This is a genomic window from Pseudoalteromonas sp. PAST1 (assembly GCF_021532515.1).
Classification (GTDB): Bacteria; Pseudomonadota; Gammaproteobacteria; order Enterobacterales; family Alteromonadaceae; genus Pseudoalteromonas; species Pseudoalteromonas simplex.
This window is the reverse complement of sequence record NZ_JAKGBH010000026.1, coordinates 52,828-73,357: the sequence shown is the minus strand read 5'-3', so window position 1 is coordinate 73,357 and position 20,530 is coordinate 52,828. Positions and strand designations below refer to the sequence as shown.

Below are 20,530 nucleotides of genomic sequence, written 5' to 3'. Positions count from 1 at the left end.
AAAACCGACGACATTACTTGCTTCATCCTATGTATTAACTCGCTCTAATTCGAGCTGAAGAAATTATGGCTTAAAAAGTTAGGCAAGGATCAGTGCGTTTAACTTGACTGTGGGAGTCATACCAACGACCGCATCAAAGGCCTAATTTAATTGACTAAAATAGCATTCAAAGCAGAAACCAAGCACTTAGGACCTTCCCTTAAGCTATTGCCTGCTAAACTTTTAGAGCTGATAGTAACTTCTCAGCTTCATCAGATAGCTTAACGCGTTCATCCATTTCTGAAACATGCTTTAAGCGCGTGTAGATTTCAATATAACGTGTTCTTGCTTTTACAAAAGCCTCTGAATGATAGCAGCTGTAAATCCACTCCAGCTCTTGCTCTGATATGCTTTCGAGAACTCTGTGTGGTACTTCCTCACAATACTTTAACAGTGAGAAGTTTGTTAGATGGCGCATATCAATAGGTTCTACTTTTTCATCAAGTAGCCATGGCAATAAATATACATTCGAAAACATAGTTTCAGCTAGTTCGTAAGACGCCTTATTAATATCACCAATACGAAACGTTAGTATCGAACGACACAACATTTGCACTGGCTCACCCATATCATCAGGAAAGTGTGAATCATGCCACTGTATATGTTGCTCAGCTTTTTTCATATCATTGAGTACGAGCAACAAAGGAAATATTAAATATCGCTTACCATAACCATCTGAGATACAGCCATAATCTCTAATCTCTCGGTTAAAAGCAGATTTATAGCTAGATATCTTTGCTCGAATTTTCTTGTCGGTATCTGGAATTATAAACATGAACAACATTTCCTCTTATTTGCTAACCGCTTATCTACGAATAAGAATATGCAAATAGGCAATACAAAAACCCCCGCTTTATGGGCGGGGATTCCTAATATAACCATTTAACTAACTACTGAGTGACACCGTCAGCGGCAACTGGCTCTGCGGGTTTTTCGTCACTTAATAAGTATTTTTCTAACCACTGCTCTTGCTCCCAAAGTACATGCAGCAAGCTCTTACGAGCGCGATAGCCATGCGCCTCATAAGGTAACATCACTAAGCGGGCTTCTTTACCTAGGCCTTTTAATGCAGCGTACATACGCTCACTTTGCATTGGGAAGGTACCCGAGTTTGGATCTTCTTGACCGTGGATCATCAGCATAGGCTCATTGATTTTCTCAGCATGGAAAAACGGTGACATCGCCGCGTACACATCTTGCGCTTGCCAAAAGTCACGCTCTTCACCTTGGAAACCAAATGGCGTTAGGGTGCGGTTGTAAGCACCACTGCGGGCAATACCGGTTTTAAATAAATCGCTGTGCGCTAATAAATTCGCCACCATAAAGGCACCATAAGAGTGACCAGCAATGGCAATGTTATCTTTATCTGCCACACCTTTTTCAACAAGTACATCTACCGCAGCCTTAGCACTTGCCACCAGCTGCTTACGGAATAAGTCGTTTGGCTCTTTACCATCAACACCCACAATTGGCATTTTCGGGTCGTCAAATACGGCAATACCTTTTGCAAGATAAGGCATTGGCCCCCAATAACCGATATAAGTAAACTCATAAGGCGACTCGCGCATTTGTGACGCAACGGCTTTATCTTTATATTCAAGCGGATAAGCCCACATTAGAACCGGTAACGGGCCTTGAGTTGAATCATAACCAGGCGGTAAATAAAGCGTACCACTAAGCTCAACGCCATCATCACGCTTGTATCGAATTAGCTCTTTAGTCACCCCTTTAAATTCTGGGTAAGGGTGCTCAAAAGTCGTAAGTTGAGTCAGGGTTTTATCGTCTAAATCGCGAATAAAAAAGTTAGGTTGCTCAGTTTTAGATTCGCGAATCGTAATTAAACGCTCGCCTTCATCATCAAGCATGGCACGCACACGCTCATAGTATGGCGCTTCTGATTGCCAAATGCGTGTTGTGGTATTAGTTTTTACATCATAACGGTCTAAAAACGGAATATTGCCCTTTTCAGATGCACCATTACCGCGTAAGAAAAGATAACGCCCGCCAACAACTTTTAATACATCAGCGCCCAAATCATTTTTTTCATAAATTGGGTAACCTGGGTTTTTGTAGGCATCGTTATAGCTGCGCTCAGAAAAAAGCACGCGGTTTTTATCTGCATTACGCGGTTGAATAACAAATGTGCGAACTTGTCGGTCGCTAAAGCGCCATTCAGATAACAGAGCAACATTACCGTTGCCCCAAGTTATTGAATCAAAACGGCGTTCAACTTTCGCAAATAACTTCGCATCACGTTTAAAAGGTGCTCTTAGGCTATAAAGGTGATCGTGATAAGGCACGTCAGTTTTCATATCACCGCCGTCTTGTGCTTCTGCCCAAATTACTTCAGCGCCTTGATCTGCACGCCATTGAAATTCGCGGCGACCAGTACGCACACTGTCATAACCTTGTGGAATGTTATCTGCTAAAGGCTGCTTCGCAAGCTCTGCTAGCGTATAGCCACGCATTCCCCAAATTTGCCAAGTCGCAGCAAATCGGCTGTAAGGCACTTGATAAGAAAAAGGCTCATCAATCATGCCAACCAAAATATTGGTTGAATCAGGTGAGACCGAAAACGATTTAATTAAGCCCGGTTGACCAATTGGTTGGCCTTGACCACTAAGCGGAATATAAGTCAGCTGGCTTTGCGCAAAAAACTTAAATTGTGCTTCATCATATGGGCTAGTTAACAAGTTTTGATAAGTACGAGCAGGCGCTTTTTCACCACTACTTTGCTGAATAACTGGCACAATCTGCGAGCTGTCGTTGTTGATACGTGCTTTACCAATATTAACCGCTGCATTAGCTACAATGGCGCTGCTATCTGGCAACCAAGTATAAGGCGTGCGCGTTAGCACTGAATTAAGTGGTGTATCACTTAACTGGCGGGCTTGCTTAGTACTTACATTATAAACCCATAAGTTAGCACTCGATGCTTGCTCAACCACAAACGCCAAGTATTGACTATCGCTTGACCAACTTGGTGAGCGTAAAATGCCGTTTGGCAAACCAGATACAACAATTTCAGAACCGGTTTCAACATGCTTAAGCACTAAAGATGTGAATTTATTACGCACTCGTGAGCGTGAAAAATTAGCAGGATTAAGCTTAATACCCGCAAGTTTCAACTCTTCTTTGGCTAAGTCTTGTAAGGTATCGATGCGTTTTCTATCAAATAACGCCAGCCACTGGCCGTCATTCGATAAATAACTACTCGGTGCAAGCTTAGCATCAACCACAGCAGCCAGTGCGGGCGATGGAGTTTGATAACCTTGATTAGCAAAACTGTGTGTGCAAACAGCTGCGCCAATAACTAGCGCAAAAAGCAGTTTAAATGCTTTCATGTTCGTTCCTTTTTCGTTTTTATTTTCGATTCTGTAAACAAGTAGAACATGTTTGCAGCATTTCATAAAGAGTTTAGGCCCTTTTGGCAGCCAATCAGTGACTTAAACAGCTAAATTACGCTAAAATAAAAGCACTCTATTCGCCACTTTTTGCTAATAAAAATGAAAAAATCGACAGGCAAAGTCACAATTTGGGATGTTGCTGAACAAGCACAGGTTTCAAAATCAACGGTGTCTTTGGTCCTTACCAACAGTGATAAGGTCAGTAAAAAAAGTAAAGAAAAAGTGCTGGCTGCCATTGATAAGCTTGGCTATGTGTATAACCGCGATGCTGCAGCACTACGCAGCAAGCGCTCAAACCTAGTCGCGTTGGTTATAAATGACTTAACCAACCCGTATTCAGCTCAGCTTGCTGTTGGCCTCGAAAAACACATCTTTGAGCTTGGCATGCTGCCAATGCTGGTGAATATTGCAGAGTGTGTCGAAAGGCAAACTCAAGTGGTGAAAACCCTAAAAGAATACAACGTATCGGCGTTTATTATGTGTCCGGCACCGGGGACTGAGCAACAGTGGCAAGATGATTTAATAAATAGTGGTTTTCCGGTTATTAATATCATGCGTGAAATTCCGTTTTCAGCTGCGCCGTGTATTTTGCCTGATAACAAAAAAGGCACACATATTTCGACTAGCCATATTTTATCGCAAGGCATAGAAGAAGTTGCATTTTTAGGCGGCACGGCAGAAATATCTGACTACCATGAACGTTTAAGTGGTTTTTTAGCTGCGCTTGAGCAATTTAATATCACTGACGAAAAACCCGTTATTCAAGCGCCGACAAACCGCCAAGGTGGCCGAGAAGCCTTTAATACCCTTATAAAACAAGCGCCAAATACCAAGGCCATTGTCTGTTTTAATGATGTGATTGCTTACGGCGCGATTGAAGCTATGCGCCAACACGGCCTTGAGCCGGGTAAAGACATTAAAGTTATTGGCTTTGATGACCTAGAAGATTCACGCTTAATGCTGCCCTCTCTTTCAACCATCGCCATTAATGCCGATGAAATCGGTAAACGCACTTGCCAGGTGTTAAAAGAACTATTAGATAAATCAACGCCACCCGTTCGCACCTTGGTGGATGTTAACTTAAAAATACGAGATTCAAGTCAATGAAAAAAGTGTTAGTGATCGGTTATGTATGGCCTGAGCCTAATTCGTCGGCAGCCGGCACCCACATGATGTCACTCTTGCGCGCCTTTCGTGCAGAAAACTGGCAAGTTGAATTTGCAAGCCCAGCGCAAAAAACCGAACACATGGTGGATCTCAGCGAAGATGGCATTACCACACAGGTCATTGCATTAAACTGCTCAAGCTTTGATGAGTACGTGCAAGCGTATAACCCTGATATTGTGATGTTTGATCGCTTTATGATGGAAGAACAGTTTGGTTGGCGAGTCGATAAATACTGCCCTAAAGCACTTAAAATTCTTGATACCGAAGATTTACAGTGCCTAAGAAATGCCCGTCACGAAGCTCACAAAGCAGGCCGAGAATTCAGCCATAGTGATTTACACAGCGATATTGCAAAGCGAGAAATCGCGGCAATTTTACGCTCAGACATCAGCTTAATTATCTCGCATTACGAGATGCAGCTACTCAATGACGTTTTCAAAGTTGATAGCGCCCTACTTCACCATTTACCATTTTTGGTTGATTTACAGCATATTCCTACTAGCACCAAAGCATTTGCTGAGCGTAAGCACTTTATGACCATTGGTAATTTTCGTCATGCGCCAAACTGGGATGCTGTGTTGTACTTGCAACAGATTTGGCCGCTGATCCGCAAACAATTACCCGATGCTGAACTCCATATTTATGGCTCCTACCCGCCACCTAAGGCGACAGCGCTTAACAATCCAAAAACCGGCTTCTTAATCAAAGGCTGGGCAGATGATGCTTATCAAGTTATGGAAGATGCCCGAGTATGTTTATCGCCACTGCGTTTTGGGGCGGGTATTAAGGGTAAGTTACTCGAAGCGATGATCATGCAAACGCCGAGCGTAACAACCCCTATTGGTAGTGAAGGCATGCATCAAGATGAGCCATGGTCAGGCGCAATCTGTGAAGATGCACAGCAATTTGCTGATGCAGCAGTGGCACTTTATCAAGATGAAGCTCTATTTACCCAAGCACAGCAAAATGGCCAGCTGTTATTGCAAAAATATTATGATAAATCAAAACTTCAGTCGCAGTTAATCGCTAAAATCACCACCATTAGTGAGTCATTAGCGCAGCATAGACAGCAAAATTTTACCGGCCAAATGCTCAAACATCACACCATGCGTTCGACCCAATACATGGCGCAGTGGATTGAAGCAAAAAATAAGTAATTTTGCCGTAAATAACACTAGACATAGCGGCTTTTGTCGCTAAAATCGCGCTGGTCAATTTAAGCGATATAGTCTAGCTATTAGACTATATCTTATTGAATTTTAGTCTATCCTTAACTGAACAATTTAACCTTTGGTTCAAAACGCCTTTGAAAACCGCAACGTTTACTGAAAAACGAAAATTTATCGTGAAGCTTGGCAAAATGCTTCATAAATACGGTACACCTGCATACCGACTAGAAGCGCACTTAATGGAAGTTGCGACTTACCTCGGTTTAAAATCATCTTTTGTTATGTCGCCAACATCCGTGACTTTTGTGATCTGGACAGATGGTCACGAAGAAGAGTATACCCATGTGGCGCGTGTTGATCCGGGCGATCATGACTTAGGCTCGCTGGCAGATACCGATGACTTAGTAAACAAAATGCTTAATGGCGAGCTGACGCTACAAGAAGTCGATAAACAGCTCGATATTATTTACACCATGCCAAACCCATATAATAAATTTATGACTGGCGTTGCATTTGCGACCTCAGGTGGGGCATTTGCCATGTTGATGGGGACTAGCTGGAATGATGTATTTTGGTCAGCACTGATCACCTTAGTGGTGTATTTATTTGTACTTTGGTCAACACGCTCTAAGCGTGTTGCGCATATGCTTGAACCATTAGTTGCCATTGTTTCTGCGATGATTGCCTGCGCTGTAAGCGTATACCTTGATGCCCAAATAAACATACGACTGGTGGTACTTTCAGCCATCATTGTATTTATACCCGGCTTAGCATTAGCCCTCGGTTTAGCAGAGTTAGCGGCAAGGCATTTAGTATCTGGTACAGCTCGGGTGATGGACTCATTCATGCTGCTGTTTAAACTGTATTTTGGTGCTTTTATTGGTATCGGTATTGGTTTTGCTATTTTTGGACAAAGTGATTTTGTGCAACCGGAACCATTACCAAAGTGGACAGCCTGGCTTGCTATCTTCATGTTATGTAGCAGCCTAATCGTTATTTTTAGAACAAAATTAAAGCATGTAGTTTGGTCAATCGCTTCTGGCTTTATCGCGTATGGTACAAGTATTGGTTCGGCCATGTATCTAGATTACACTTTAGGTACTTTTGTTGGTGCTTTATCTGTTGGGGTATTCAGTAACTTGTTTAACCGTGTTGCTAATGCACCCGCCTCTATTGTAGCCATGCAAGGTTTAATTGTTTTAGTACCTGGAAGTAAAACCTATATCGGTTTGAACTCGTTAATTGAAGGTCAAGATTTCGTTTATGCGGAGCATATAGGCCAACAAACCTTCTTGATATTTATGTCATTAGTGGCGGGGCTTATCTTCGCTAACGTTGCGCTGCCACCGAAGAAAAGTCTATAACTTACTAAGCCCGAGCTTCTCGGGCTTTTTTATATCCCCGTTTTAACAAGCCGACTTTGCTTATCTGTAACAAACTGATATAACTCATAAGTGCATGTGGTAAAAATAAAAAGGATTTATTCTGTGATGAGATTGGCTTGGCTGTTATGTAGCTTTTTCGCATTTAGTGTGTTTGCAGAGTCCCAGTGTGTTAACTGTCATCAAAGCCAAGTTGCAGACTGGCAAACCTCCCATCATTTTCATGCTATGGAAAAAGCCACTCCCGCTTCAGTGCTTGGCAATTTCAACGAACAAACCCTCGACTATCAAGGCCAGCAAGCGCGCTTTTTTCAAAAAGACCAACAACTTTTTATAAGCATGCCAAACCTTGATGGCAAGTTGACTGACTACCCTGTTTTATACACATTTGGCTATGAGCCATTGCAGCAATACATGTTTGAAATGGGCAAAGGCCACATACAACTGTTTCCATTTGCGTGGGACTCACGCAGTAAAACAGAAGGCGGTCAGCGCTGGTTTGTACTGCATCCTGAGCAGAAACAACACGACCTTTTTCATTGGTCGCAAAAAGGCCAAAACTGGAATCATATGTGTGCCGATTGCCACTCAACTGATTTCAAAAAGCAATTTGACCTTAAAACGAATAGCTTTGATTCAACTTATTCAAGCATTAACGTGAGCTGTAAAGCGTGTCATGGCGACACACAAGCGCATTTAAAATGGGCTGATGGCGATAGTAGTATTGCTGATAAGGGCTTTACGCATAATATTAAAAAGCAAACCCCGCTGTTTACCCAAGAAATCGATGGCAGTATGCAAAGCGTGCAGCCTCTGGTAAAAAGCGAGCAAGTGCAAGTGTGTGCAACATGCCATGCTCGCCGCTCACAGCTTGATGACCGCAAAGACCCACATAGCTTTTTACAACACTTTCAAGGCTCATTACTCACTCCAGAGCTTTATCACGTTGATGGTCAAGTGTGGGACGAAGACTATGTTTGGGGTTCATTTTTACAAAGTAAAATGTTCAATGCCGGGGTAACATGTAGTAACTGCCATAACCCTCATTCGGGTAAATTAAAGCTACCGGGTAATCAAACCTGTACGCAATGTCATAGCCAAGAGGTGTTCGACACGCCAAAACATCACGGTCATAAAGTGGCAAGTACTGGTAGCCAATGTGTTGATTGTCATATGCCTGCCACCACCTATATGCAAGTGGATGCAAGGCGCGACCACAGCTTTCGGGTACCTCGTCCAGACTTAACATTAAAAACCAATGCCCCAAATGCCTGTAATAGCTGCCATGAAGACAAGACGCCACAATGGGCGGTTGCTAAAATAAAAGGCTGGCATCCACATTCAAAGCACCTTGGCACTGCGCATTTTTCTGAGGCGTTTTATGCCGCGGATAACCGTTTGCCTAATGCATCAACCATGCTGACCAAAATCGTGCAAGATAAAGGCTTTCCTGAGATCATCCGTGCATCAGCATTAAGCCGCTTAGCCGCAAGCCCAGATAACAATGCTGTCGTCGCGATTGCTCGTTCAGTAAAAGACAGCGAACCATTAAAACGCCAAGCAGCCATTGAGGCGGCGATGCCGTTTGATATCAACCAGCGCTGGCGCCTGTTGAACCCGCTTTTAGATGATGAAAATTTGCCTATCAGAGCCGAAGCTGCACGAGCACTGGCGGCCATGTTAATTCAACCCTTCCCTACGGGGCTCAATGAGCAAGACAGCAAACGTTTAAATGCAGCCCTTGATGAATACAAAGGCATTCAAGAGTACCAAGCAGAGCGTGGCTATTCACACACCAATTTAGGCAATTTGGCGCTCACATTACAAAAGCCTGAGCAAGCCAAAGCACATTACCTGCAAGCAATCAGTGTTGAGCCTATTTTTGCTCCCGCTTATGTCAATTTAGCAGATTTATACCGTAATCAAGGCGATGAAAAAGCAGCGCAAGCCATCTTAAAACAAGGCTTAGACGTTAACCTAGAAAGCGCCGACATACATTATGCCCTGGCAATGAGCCTTATTCGCGCAAAACAAAAAAACACCGCTCTTAACCATTTACAAAAAGCAGCGCAGTTTGCACAAGAAAATGCAAACTATCAGTTTACCTACGCCCTGCTATTACAAGATTTAGGCAACATGCCCGCAGCCATATCGGCCCTTGAGCGCGCATTTAATTTAACACCGAATAACCCAGATATCAGCTACAGTTTGGCACAGTGGTATGTGGCAGAAGAGAACTACAGCCAAGCGCTGTTTTATGCCAGAAACCTAGCCCGCTTGGTACCGGGTAACCAGCAAGTTGAGCAGTTTGTGAAACAGCTCGAAATGATGAATAGCATTAATCATTAAAAAAGGGCCTAATCGGCCCTTTTCAACTTATGGTTAATAATTAATGCCCATAGTTTAGTGATTTTGCTTTTTCGATTGCTTCATTCACGTTAAGTGACGCCGCTTCTTGACGTGGAGGGAATTCAACAAAGGTTTGAACATGTTCATTTAACTTAGCAATAATCGGCTGCATCAACCAACTCTTACGCATGATTTGATGAAAACCAGTTACCCCATCATAGTGTTCTAATGGATCTTTACGTAAATTAAATAATTTAGGCATACTGTGAGTTACCATATCTTCGTAATATAAGCCATTTGGTTTGGTCGCGAAGTGCATTTTCCATGGACCAAAACGTACCGCCGTAAGTTGTGACTCATAGTAATAAAAGAAATAGTTACGTGCAGATTTATCAGCTTTACCAGTCCAATAAGCTAGGTTGTTTTCACCATCAATATACACTTTGTCTGACTTTTTAAGCTTTTCACGTAAGTTCTTTTCACCTAATGCAGCAGCAACTGTAGGGAAAACATCTTCATGTGATGAAATGCCATTGAGCTTTAAGCCTTTTGGTATTTCATCAGGCCAGCGTACCAAGAAAGGCACGCGCACGCCCCCTTCCCAGGTTGTCATTTTTTCACCACGGAACTCAGTAGTTCCTGCATCAGGCCAGCTTGATTGCTCAGGACCATTATCGCTGGTGTAAATAACAATGGTGTTATCGGCAATTTTTAGCTCATCAAGTTTATCTAGTAGCTTGCCAACATGACCATCATGCTCCATCAAGCCACTACCAAAAATATCTTCTTCAGAACTAATGCCTGTCGCTAAATTTCGGCTTTCATGTTTTAGGTGAGTGTAAACATGCATACGACTTGTAGCATGCCAAATAAAGAATGGTTTTTTCGCTTTTACTGCGCGTTCCATAAAGTTAAGTGAGCGCTCTAACACTTCTTCATCAAACGTTTCCATACGTTTGCGAGTAAGTGGGCCAGTATCAGTGATTTTGCCATTGGCGTAAGATTCAATCACACCACGCGGGCCAAACTTTTTAACAAACTTAGGATCTTTAGGGTAATCAGCCTGCTCGGGTTCTTCAGACACATTTAAGTGGTACAAATTTCCGTAAAATTCATCAAAGCCATGCTTTGTTGGTAAGTGCTCATCTAAATCACCTAAATGATTTTTACCATATTGAGCCGTCATATAACCGCGAGCTTTTAAAAATTCGGCTAAGGTAGGATCGGCTTCTTTTATACCAAGAGGGTTACCAGGTTGACCTACCGTGGTTAAGCCTGTCCGCACAGGCAACTGCCCCATTAAAAATGCTGCACGGCCCGCAGTACAGCTAGGTTGTGCATAATGATCAGTAAACAATGCACCTTCGTTAGCAATGCGATCAATATTAGGGGTTGGGTAGGTCATACCGTGCGAGTATGCACTGAGTGAAATTGGCGCAACGTCATCAACCATTATGGCCAATACGTTTGGCTTATCAGCTGCAAGGCTTACCGTTGAAACCAAACCGCAAATAGCTGCCGCTATTAGTTTTTTCATAAATCATCCTTTATTAGTTAAAGCAATACCTTTCACTCACAATGAGCTTTCATCAGTATAGATGAAAAAACGATCGATTCTAGCACTTACCTTTATATACATTGGCCTCTATCAATAAAACCACCTATTTTCTATAAACCGCTTTTGAAATTAATAATTAATACCTAACAACAAATACTTAGTGAACTTTTTAGCTATACTAAAAAACTAATACCCCATAAATTTTAACTACTGGATCCCCATATTTTCGCCCTCAATTAGGATTGAACAAGAACAAAAAATAGACTATAACTAACTAATGAAACAGCCTTTTTATCTCTGTGTAAGGACAACACATGACTTCATATCACCTCATCACACTAATTAGTATTGGGGTTTCATTTTCCAGTTATGCGGATAATCAAAAAGAAGTACAAGACATGTCAGATCCTCTGGCTGTTTATACTCAAATAGGCTTTGGTACCACTAACAAAGGGCTAAACTTAAAAGTAGGCCAAGCATACGACACAGGTATCGCAACAACTGCCGGAATGAATGTTATTGAAGTAAAAGGCATATATGGCGATGCACTAGGCTGGGAAAGCGACAGCAAAACAACAGATTCTATCGACTCGTTTCGCTTTCGAAACTTCTCTGTTGATTTGAGCTCTATGAGTGCAACGCAAATTGATGCTAACTATAACCTTAATGCCAATCTTGTTGCTGACGAAAGTATGGATGTTTCGTACAGCTTTATTAAAGCTTTAAAACCTATGGGACGTTTCACGTTCTATCCGTTAGCTGGTGTGGGTGCATCGCTTGGTGAAAATACCCTAGAAGATGACGGCAGTCGTGACAGTGGTTATTCCATTATGGGTGCTTATGGTTTAGTGGGTATGTACGCTAAAGTGACAATTAACGATAAAATATGGCTTAACTACAATCCATTTTGGCTAACCACTATCGGCGGTAGTGATAACTACAAAGACCATTACTATGGGTTGAACCAAAGCCATATTTTAATTCATGAATTTGCCGCAAGTTACCAAATAAACCCGCGAATGAATCTCCGCTATTTTGCAAATTGGAATGAAAACGTTGACTTTGTGGATGGCGACCACCGTCTCGAGTTTAATTATCAACTATAAATTGAGATTTGAAGAAAAATAAACTACAGGGTAAGGGATTAAGTGAAAAAAGTAGTACTAATAAATATGTTGGCGGTAAGTTTACTAAGCACTGAAAGCTTTGCATCAAGTTACGATGAATATGCAATAAAACCTGCCGAGCAACAATTAAGCAATCAACAACAAAAAGTTGATGAACCTATTTCATTTTTGCCCATCCCGACGTTTATTACAGAGCCAGCTGTAGGGCCTGGCCTTGGTGTTGTAGGCCTTTTTTTTCATGACAACGAGAAGAAGGCTAAAAAGAAGAAAAAAGAGGGCTCTACCCTGCCACAAAGTATCAGTTTAGTGGGCCTTATGGGCACTAAAAATGGCACCAAAGGCGGCGCTGTTGGCCACATTACGTTTTGGGATGAAGACCGAATTCGCTATCAAGGGATTGTTGGCTGGGCGAGTATCAATCTTGATTTTTATACCTTCGATGAAATAAAGCTTCTCACGCCATTATCGTTAAATATTGAAGGTCCTGCTGTGTTCCAAAATCTTAAGTTACGCTATGAAGATAGTAACTTCTTTTACGGTTTTAAACAGATTTATCGCCAAGTTGATATTAGCTTAGCCGATAACCCTATCGAAGATTTTTTACTTGAAAACGACATTATCAAGGAGCACCTTTCACTTGATGTAAATACGTCAGGTATCGGTCCGCTACTGGAATACGATAGCCGAGATAACCCGCTTAACCCTGAACGTGGCTTTAATTACAAGGCCGAATATTTATATTTTGATGAGGCTATTGGCAGTAAGGTTGATTACACCAGTCTAAAGCTAACCGCCTTAAACTATTGGCGTTACACCGATAAGTTTAATTTTGCTTTACGCATGCAGTATGACTCGGTTAATAATCGAGGTGAGAAACGCTTACCGGTTTACATTCCGCCAAGTATTAGCTTGCGTGGGGTGTCAGCAACGCGTTATCAAGGCCTAGATGTATTTGTTACTGAAGCTGAAGCAAGCTATAAAGTCACACATAAAATAAAACTCAATGTGTTTACTGGTATGGGCTGGGCAGCCGATAGCTTTTCTGACTTATCAAAGGCTGAAACCATTGATACTGTGGGTGCAGGGTTTCGCTATTTGATTGATGAACATTACGGTATCAGCATTGGTTTAGATGTAGCCCATGGTCCTGAACAAAATGCTATATACATTCAAGCAGGTTCTACCTGGTAGCAAAACCAGTGCTTTTTCACTAGTTTTCAATAAAATCCAAACCAAAAGATTGAATTCGTTGATTTCACTGCTATTATCAAAAGCTCAATAAATATTCAGGGATTGAACGGATGCATAAAAAAGTATCAACAAACCATTATCCATTCAAAAACTTTAAACCTCACGGCCTTGTTGAGTTTTATCAACGTGAAAATACACTTTTAACAACCGCAACAGGTCCTTTCAATGAAGAGATTATTGACGCGCACTCTTTTATGCAAAAGGATTACATCAATAAGCTCAACGCTGATTACGGCCAGTGGTTTGAATTAGTTGAATTTAAAAATTCGTGTATGGCAACCCCTGATGCACTTGAAAAGTTAATGGTGTATTTTGTTGAACTCAAGCGTAAGGGCATTGCACCAGCCAAAACAGCCTTAGTCATAAAAGATGGGCTTGAAGGCAGTAGCTTGCTGAGTGATACCTACTGCAATTTGTATAAACGAGCAGGCTTGATAATGAATGTATTTAAGTCAAAAACAGCGGCCCTTAACTGGTTAGCAGAAGAGCCCGTTGCTGAATTAGCCTGTTAACACACAATTTATTTTAAAAAGTGTTGCTCTTCTTCGCGTAAGGTCAACACTTCAACTCCCTCAGCCGTTACTGCTAAAGTGTGCTCCCATTGCGCAGAAAGCTTTTTATCTCTTGTAACCACAGTCCAGCCATCAGGCTTGGTTTTTACTTTAGCAGCCCCTTGATTGATCATTGGCTCAATTGTAAAGGTCATCCCCTCTTTTAATACCAGCCCGGTATTTTTCTTGCCATAATGTAATACCTGTGGCTCTTCGTGCATTTGCTGGCCGATACCATGACCACAGTATTCTTTAACCACACTATAACCATGTTGATGAGCAAAGTTTGCAATCGCATTACCAATATCCCCCAGCCTCACGCCTGGTTTTACCATTTTAATCGCGTGCCACAGGGCTTGCTGGGTACTATCTACCAAACGCTTTGCTAAAGGCGATACATCTCCAATTAAGTACATTTTGCTCGAGTCAGCTAAATAGCCATTTTTCTCAAGAGTGATATCAATATTCACAATATCGCCTGCTTTTAAAATACCCTTCTCGCTTGGAAAACCATGACATACCACCTCGTTCACAGAGGCATTTAGTACATAAGGGTAGCCGTACTGCCCTTTACTTGATGGCCTTGCTTGTAACTGCTCAACAATGTAGCGCTCAACGAGATCGTTTATTTCCATTGTCCTCACTCCCTCTTTTACAAAAGGGTCGAGGTAAGCAAATACATCAGCAAGTAATCGACCAGACTCTCGCATCAAAGCAATTTCGTCTGCATTTTTAATTACAACTTTACTCATCACTCACATCCTTAGCCTTCACATCAGCTTGACGAAGTTGCTCTTTGATAATATCGCTGTAAGTCATGGTGGGGTTAAGCTCTGCAAGCATCCCTATTTTAATCCAATACTCAGATTGTGAGTTGATTGAGCGTACCATCGCTGTGCTTGCTTTACGGATTTCTTCGTGTAGCTCATCGCTTATTTTAACAATACCCATCATGCGACCTATATATGAAACGTATATAGATCGTATTCATATAATATAAAAAAGCAAGAAGAACTTGTTTAATTACAACTCAGCAATCATTTTAACAAGCGCTTGCGTTGTCCATTCAAGTTCATTGAATTGAATATCAGGTTGATAATAAAAGCCTTTTTCTCGGGGTCTGTTCACATAGACCTTTATCGGCAAAATGACTTTAGCAAAACCTGAAGGTAGGGTTTCGAGCCTCACTTCCATATAGGTAGAATCGGTACTACTTGGTGCGCCAACTAACTGTGTGTTTGCAAATAATTTAAAACTATCAAGTGCGTCTAAACAGGCGCTGGCACATTGCCCTGGCACAATCACATAAACCGGTGTAGTAAACTTGCTGGCGTTTTTTGGCAATGCTGGCTGCTCTGCTGCAGGTATCTCAACATAAAAATGTTCACCTTTTTCATAAGCCGCCTGCATACTTTCGTGAGTCGTCTTTAACCATTGATACCAAGGGCTAGCTTTATCATAGCTTGCGACTACATCGCCAAAATAGTCAGTATTGCCTTTAGAAGCACGCCACCACACTTGGGTATTTTTGTGTAACTCATAGCGGCCATATTTAAACTGTTCACTACCCCAAAGTGCTGAGGCTATTTGCTCACTCCACATCGATGAGCCACCTTGATTATGGCGAAGATCAAGCACCACAGCTTTAGCTTGCATTAACTTATCATGTTGCTGTTCAATGGCGCTCAGCATCGTTTGGTAATCTGCTTGCTGCTGCTCATTGGGTGCATACGTTGGCATACTGATCCACGCAATATCCTTTAAAGGCCAATTAAGCTCAATTGGTAACTTGTCGCCGTTGTAAGCATGTTTAAGTTTACCACTGACATCATCAGGCCTAATACGCCAATTTAACTTTAAGCTGTAAACAGAGCCGTCGGCTTTTTCAAATGTGCAGCTTTCAAGTGGCGATAAAAACGGGTTTCCGTCATCAATAGTTAGTCGCCAGCCATGATTCCACCAACTACCAGGTTGCTCAACTTCGCCGTAATAGCGAAAAACACGTTCAACGAGCAAAGTATTAATTGCTGTATTATCACAGCTTACGAGCTTATCGCCCTTGGCAACTGTATCTAATTCGCTGTAATACACTTTTAACGCATCACCGCGCCATACAGTTGAAAAGCCCGGCCAACTTCTTTGTGGTTTTAATTCACTTGGTAAGGTATCAATCGCTCCCGCATGACCATCTTGTAGTACAGTTCTAAAACGTGCAATAGCCGCAGCAAAACCTTGTGAACTATGCGCTTTTACAGCCAGCTTTAAGCCTTCTTGCTTTGCTTTTTCAAGCTGTTTAGCAAAGCCTGGATTTCGTACATCATGCATCCCTGGGTGATTGATAACCGATAATTGGTAAGCCGCTTCAACATCTTTTATAGCAAGTTCAGACCAATTAATTTCAGAGTGAGTGACTGTACGCCCCTCATCGGCGCGACATAGATTAACACCAAAAGGGCTAAAGTTTAGAGCTGTAAAGATGAGTGATAAGTAAAGCGTCAAGCGTTTCATAAAAATCCATTTTAAATAATTATTATGTTTAACCCCCCCTCTATTTAATCACTAAGGCATTGTTGTGGCAATAAAAAGTACTTCACATGCTAATAGATTAAAAAAATTCATCTATCAGGTTTATTTTAATCGTTTGTCGAATTAGAAGGATTACTCTAAAGTTAACTCATCAGCGCTTTTAAGCTAAACAGCTTCACACCATTGAGCGTGTTTGCGCTAACCGAATTGTTGTCACAAAAAGTCTAGCTTGTGTGTTCTCTGGGCTTTTTTATATACCGAGTCACTGCATACGTGGTGACTCAACCAAATTGTTGTCAAAAGCTTAGTTTGTGTGTTCTCTAAGCTTTTTTATTCCGAGTCATTGCACACGCGGTGACTCAACCAAATTGTTGTCAAAAGCTTAGTTTGTGTGTTCTCTAAGCTTTTTTATTCCGAGTCATTGCACACGCGGTGACTCACCAAATTGTTGTCAAAAGCTTAGTTTGTGTGTTCTCTAAGCTTTTTTATTCCGAGTCACTGCACACGCGGTGACTCCACCAAATTGTTGTCGAAAAGCCTGGCTTGTGTGTTCGCCGGGCTTTTTTATGCCCGTTATAAAATAAAAACGCCACTAGATGTGGCGTTTGGGTAGTTTCGACAACAATAAGAAATTGCTTTTAAAAGAAACCCAGTGGATTCTCACTGTAACTGACTAATAGGTTTTTAGTTTGTTGGTAATGATCAAGGGCAAGTTTATGTGTTTCGCGGCCTATGCCTGACTTTTTATAACCACCAAACGCAGCGTGTGCTGGGTACATGTGATAGCAGTTGGTCCAAACACGGCCCGCTTCAATCTTACGACCAAAGTGATAAGCACGGTTCATGTTTCGACTCCATACACCAGCACCTAAGCCAAACTCAGAGCTATTAGCAAGGGCTAACGCTTCTTCTTCATCTTTAAAAGTCGACATTGAAATAACCGGGCCAAAAATCTCTTCTTGGAACACGCGCATGTCGTTAGTGCCTTTTAATAGCGTTGGTTGAATGTAGTAACCGCCATTAAACTCATCAGACAGTTGCTCGACTTCGCCGCCAGCGAGGACTTCGGCCCCTTCTTGTTTACCAATTTCGATGTAGCTTAGGATCTTATCAAACTGAGCTTGTGATGCTTGAGCACCCACCATAGTCTCGGTATCAAGTGGATTACCCCGTTTAATTTGTAGAGTTCGGGCAAGAACACGCTCAATAAATTGCTCGTAAATATCTTCTTGAATAAATAAACGCGATGGACACGTACACACTTCACCTTGGTTAAAGTACGCAAGTACAGCCCCTTCAATCGCCTTACTCAAAAACTCATCGTCTTTTTCCATGACATCGTTAAAGAAGATATTTGGCGATTTACCACCTAGCTCAACCGTCGAAGGAATAATATTATCAGCAGCGCATTTTAAAATATGTGAACCCACTGGCGTTGAACCTGTAAAGGCAATCTTCGCGATTCGAGTACTGGTTGCCAGCGCTTCGCCTGCTTCTTTACCATAGCCGTTTACCACATTTAGAACACCTGCAGGCAATAAATCACCAATCACTTCAAGCAGCACTAATATAGATGTAGGCGTTTGTTCAGCTGGTTTTAAAACAATACAGTTACCCGCAGCAAGGGCTGGTGCAAGTTTCCACGCCGCCATTAACAATGGGAAGTTCCAAGGAATAATTTGCCCGACTACACCCAGTGGCTCATGAAAATGATAGGCAACCGTGGTTTCATCTATCTCACCGATTGAACCTTCTTGCGCACGCACACAACCTGCGAAATAGCGAAAGTGATCAGCCGCGAGTGGCACGTCTGCCGCAAGTGTTTCACGGATTGCTTTACCGTTATCCCAGGTTTCGGCCACTGCCAGCATTTCTAGGTTTTGTTCAATACGATCGGCAATTTTTAATAAGATATTGCTACGCTCGGTGACCGACGTTGTTCCCCATGCCCCTTTTGCATCGTGGGCTTTATCAAGTGCCAGCTCGATATCTTCTTTTGATGAACGAGGTACTTTACAAAACACTTTACCGTTTACTGGGCTAATGTTTTCAAAGTATTCTCCTTTTACAGGGGCAACCCACTGGCCACCAATATAATTCTCATACTGCGCTTTAAAGTTAACTTTTGCGCCTTCACTGCCTGGATTTGCATAAATCATAATGTGTTCTCTCTTCAAATTGTTGTGTTTTATTTAGCATTGACTAAATTATGCGGTAGGTTATTGTTTAATGAACCGCTAACAATTGAAGTTAGCTCAGTTACTGAAAACACACTTGATTCCTAGTCCAGACTTTTTGACTATTTGTCCAGAATTTAGGACGACAGCGAGGCAACAATGAACACATCAGTTAGTAGCAGAAGTTTAGATAAAAAACGACAACGCATTGATGTGCTTATTGAAAATAAAGTCAGTTTTGCGGGCGAACATGCCGAATTAAGTATTTACGACACCTATTTAGATGCCCAAAAAGTGGCGTTACATTCCACTGAACTATTATTTTGTGGCATGATCAGCGGTAAAAAAATCATGCATGTTGCCGACAGTGATTATCATGAAGAGTTTTTACCAAACCAATCATTTGTACTTGCCCCAGAGCAAGGGGTGCTAATAGACTTTCCCAATGCATCTCTCAATCAGCCAACAACCTGTTTAGCGATTGAAATCAGTACCGATAAAATAAGCCAAGTAGTTGATGCTCTTAATTTTAACCAGCAAATTACCCAGGATGACTTTTTTCAATATCAAGCCAAGTTAGTGCACGCCCAGCATAATCCGCAAACTCAACAACTGCTGGAGCGCATGATCACCCTGTTTAGTGAAAATGAACAACACCGCGATTACTTAATTGATTTATCACTTAATGAACTCATAACCCGCCTGTTACAGCAGCAAAGCCGAGATTTAATGATTGCAAGTTGTAAGCAAGGCAAGCTCGCAACCCCGTTAAGTCATGTAATTAGTTATATAGAACAGCACCTTGCTGAGAATATTGATATTGATGTGTTATGTAAAATAGCCTGTATGAGCCGCAGTAAATTTTATCAGCAATTTAAACTAGCCTTTGGTGTTACGCCCGCTCTTTGGCAACAACAATTACGCTTACAAAAAGCGTATAAATTGCTTGAGAAAGGCGAGGCGATTAGCCAAGTTTGTTACCAATTAGGTTTTAATAACCCAAGCCATTTTAGCCGTGTATTTAAACAGGCCTTTGGCGCAACCCCAAAAAGTATCGCTAATCATTAAGTTCTGGATTGCGATGAGAATAAACGCGATAGGTTAAGGCGAGTAAAATACAAATGGCACTTGGTACATAAAGCGCCGCAAAGGTCATTTTTGCAAATAACCACGCCCCTGCTAAGCCACCAAATATAAAGCCAATAATGATTAGGCCGAACAGTTTAGCCTTACGTTTATCAAGCGCCTCGCCACGTAAAACCCGACCAAACATAATACCTAAATCAGTAAAAATACCCGTTACATGGGTTGTACGCACAATTGCACCACTGTAAGTTGTTGCCAAGGCGTTTTGTAAGCCACATGCCGCAGACGCTAAAAAGTGCCCGTAGCCCGAGCCATTAAATAATAACCAAAGTGCGCCCAGTAAAAGCCCTGCTTCAATCAACAATGCCGTGTCGTAATGACGACCTAGTTTAAGTGCTGAACTATGCAGCAAGAACCCGGCAATACCAGACCCAACTAAAAATGACAGTAATACACCTAATAAATGTAAAGCATCAAGGCTATTGCCATGCATGAGATCTGCGCCAAGCAAGGTTGCGGTTCCCGATAAATGCGATACCGCTTGATGCTCAAAGCTAAGTAAACCAACTGCATTCACACACCCAGCCACCAGCGCCAAAATAAATGCACCAACCTCAACCCATTTTGGTAACTTAGAAATCACTCGCTACTCGCCTTTTTCTCACCCTCGTACTCATTCTTTTATGGTACGCCTATTTTTATGACTAAAAACACTTTTTTTCGACTCTTTATATGGTAATT

At 41.9% G+C, this 20,530-nt stretch carries 16 protein-coding genes; 8 read left to right on the top strand and 8 right to left on the bottom strand.

All coding sequences use genetic code 11. The annotated features are described in order from the left end of the window. Nucleotides 1–214 precede the first annotated feature (214 nt). On the bottom strand, nucleotides 215–814 hold the full coding sequence (locus tag L1272_RS13905; protein ID WP_235373693.1) for a hypothetical protein: 600 nt from the start codon (nucleotides 812–814) through the stop codon (nucleotides 215–217). A 115-nt stretch (nucleotides 815–929) separates the two neighbouring features. Further along, nucleotides 930–3,383, bottom strand: coding sequence for a S9 family peptidase (locus L1272_RS13900; RefSeq protein WP_235373692.1), 2,454 nt, complete (start codon nucleotides 3,381–3,383; stop codon nucleotides 930–932). Nucleotides 3,384–3,545: 162 nt separating this feature from the next. Here L1272_RS13900 and L1272_RS13895 point away from each other — a divergent pair, with 162 nt between their 5' ends. The 4 genes from L1272_RS13895 to L1272_RS13880 all read left to right on the top strand — a co-directional run bounded on the left by L1272_RS13895 (nucleotide 3,546) and on the right by L1272_RS13880 (nucleotide 9,513). Continuing rightward, nucleotides 3,546–4,553: a LacI family DNA-binding transcriptional regulator gene (locus L1272_RS13895; RefSeq protein WP_054553993.1), complete on the top strand. Its 1,008-nt coding sequence runs from the start codon at nucleotides 3,546–3,548 to the stop codon at nucleotides 4,551–4,553. Next, entirely contained in the window at nucleotides 4,550–5,770 is a 1,221-nt protein-coding gene (locus tag L1272_RS13890) for a glycosyltransferase (protein ID WP_235373691.1), read from the top strand. The genes L1272_RS13895 and L1272_RS13890 overlap by 4 nt, the downstream gene beginning before the upstream one ends. A 149-nt stretch (nucleotides 5,771–5,919) precedes the next feature. After that, nucleotides 5,920–7,146, top strand: a complete 1,227-nt coding sequence (locus tag L1272_RS13885) for a threonine/serine ThrE exporter family protein (protein ID WP_235373690.1) — start codon at nucleotides 5,920–5,922, stop codon at nucleotides 7,144–7,146. A gap of 126 nt (nucleotides 7,147–7,272) precedes the next feature. Next, nucleotides 7,273–9,513: a tetratricopeptide repeat protein gene (locus L1272_RS13880; protein ID WP_199529071.1), complete on the top strand. Its 2,241-nt coding sequence runs from the start codon at nucleotides 7,273–7,275 to the stop codon at nucleotides 9,511–9,513. 40 nt (nucleotides 9,514–9,553) lie between these two features. On the opposite strand, the gene L1272_RS13875 is transcribed toward L1272_RS13880, so the two are convergent. Then, nucleotides 9,554–11,050, bottom strand: coding sequence for an arylsulfatase (locus L1272_RS13875; RefSeq protein WP_235373689.1), 1,497 nt, complete (start codon nucleotides 11,048–11,050; stop codon nucleotides 9,554–9,556). Nucleotides 11,051–11,385: 335 nt separating this feature from the next. Between L1272_RS13875 and L1272_RS13870 the strand changes: the two genes are divergently transcribed. From L1272_RS13870 to L1272_RS13860, 3 genes are all read left to right on the top strand, one after another. Then, entirely contained in the window at nucleotides 11,386–12,177 is a 792-nt protein-coding gene (locus tag L1272_RS13870; protein ID WP_235373688.1) for a hypothetical protein, read from the top strand. A 42-nt stretch (nucleotides 12,178–12,219) separates the two neighbouring features. Continuing rightward, nucleotides 12,220–13,389 carry a BamA/TamA family outer membrane protein gene (locus tag L1272_RS13865; RefSeq protein WP_235373687.1) on the top strand — a complete coding sequence of 390 codons (1,170 nt, stop codon included), beginning with the start codon at nucleotides 12,220–12,222 and terminating at the stop codon, nucleotides 13,387–13,389. Nucleotides 13,390–13,499: 110 nt separating this feature from the next. Further along, a complete protein-coding gene (locus tag L1272_RS13860) occupies nucleotides 13,500–13,961 on the top strand; it encodes a hypothetical protein (protein ID WP_235373686.1) in 462 nt (153 codons plus the stop codon). An 8-nt stretch (nucleotides 13,962–13,969) separates the two neighbouring features. On the opposite strand, the gene map is transcribed toward L1272_RS13860, so the two are convergent. From map to exaC, 4 genes are all read right to left on the bottom strand, one after another. Then, nucleotides 13,970–14,752, bottom strand: a complete 783-nt coding sequence (gene map / locus L1272_RS13855; RefSeq protein WP_235373685.1) for a type I methionyl aminopeptidase — start codon at nucleotides 14,750–14,752, stop codon at nucleotides 13,970–13,972. After that, nucleotides 14,745–14,951, bottom strand: a complete 207-nt coding sequence (locus tag L1272_RS13850) for a ParD-like family protein (RefSeq protein WP_119853080.1) — start codon at nucleotides 14,949–14,951, stop codon at nucleotides 14,745–14,747. The genes map and L1272_RS13850 overlap by 8 nt, the downstream gene beginning before the upstream one ends. Before the next feature lie 72 nt (nucleotides 14,952–15,023). Further along, nucleotides 15,024–16,508 (bottom strand): S41 family peptidase, encoded by a 1,485-nt coding sequence (locus L1272_RS13845; RefSeq protein ID WP_235373684.1) that lies wholly within the window; start codon nucleotides 16,506–16,508, stop codon nucleotides 15,024–15,026. A gap of 656 nt (nucleotides 16,509–17,164) precedes the next feature. Further along, nucleotides 17,165–18,685, bottom strand: a complete 1,521-nt coding sequence (gene exaC, locus L1272_RS13840; protein ID WP_166338598.1) for an acetaldehyde dehydrogenase ExaC — start codon at nucleotides 18,683–18,685, stop codon at nucleotides 17,165–17,167. 177 nt (nucleotides 18,686–18,862) lie between these two features. Between exaC and L1272_RS13835 the strand changes: the two genes are divergently transcribed. Continuing rightward, entirely contained in the window at nucleotides 18,863–19,771 is a 909-nt protein-coding gene (locus tag L1272_RS13835; protein WP_166338596.1) for an AraC family transcriptional regulator, read from the top strand. Here L1272_RS13835 and L1272_RS13830 read toward each other — a convergent pair. Further along, nucleotides 19,761–20,432: a YoaK family protein gene (locus L1272_RS13830; RefSeq protein WP_166338594.1), complete on the bottom strand. Its 672-nt coding sequence runs from the start codon at nucleotides 20,430–20,432 to the stop codon at nucleotides 19,761–19,763. The genes L1272_RS13835 and L1272_RS13830 overlap by 11 nt on opposite strands. Nucleotides 20,433–20,530 lie beyond the last annotated feature (98 nt).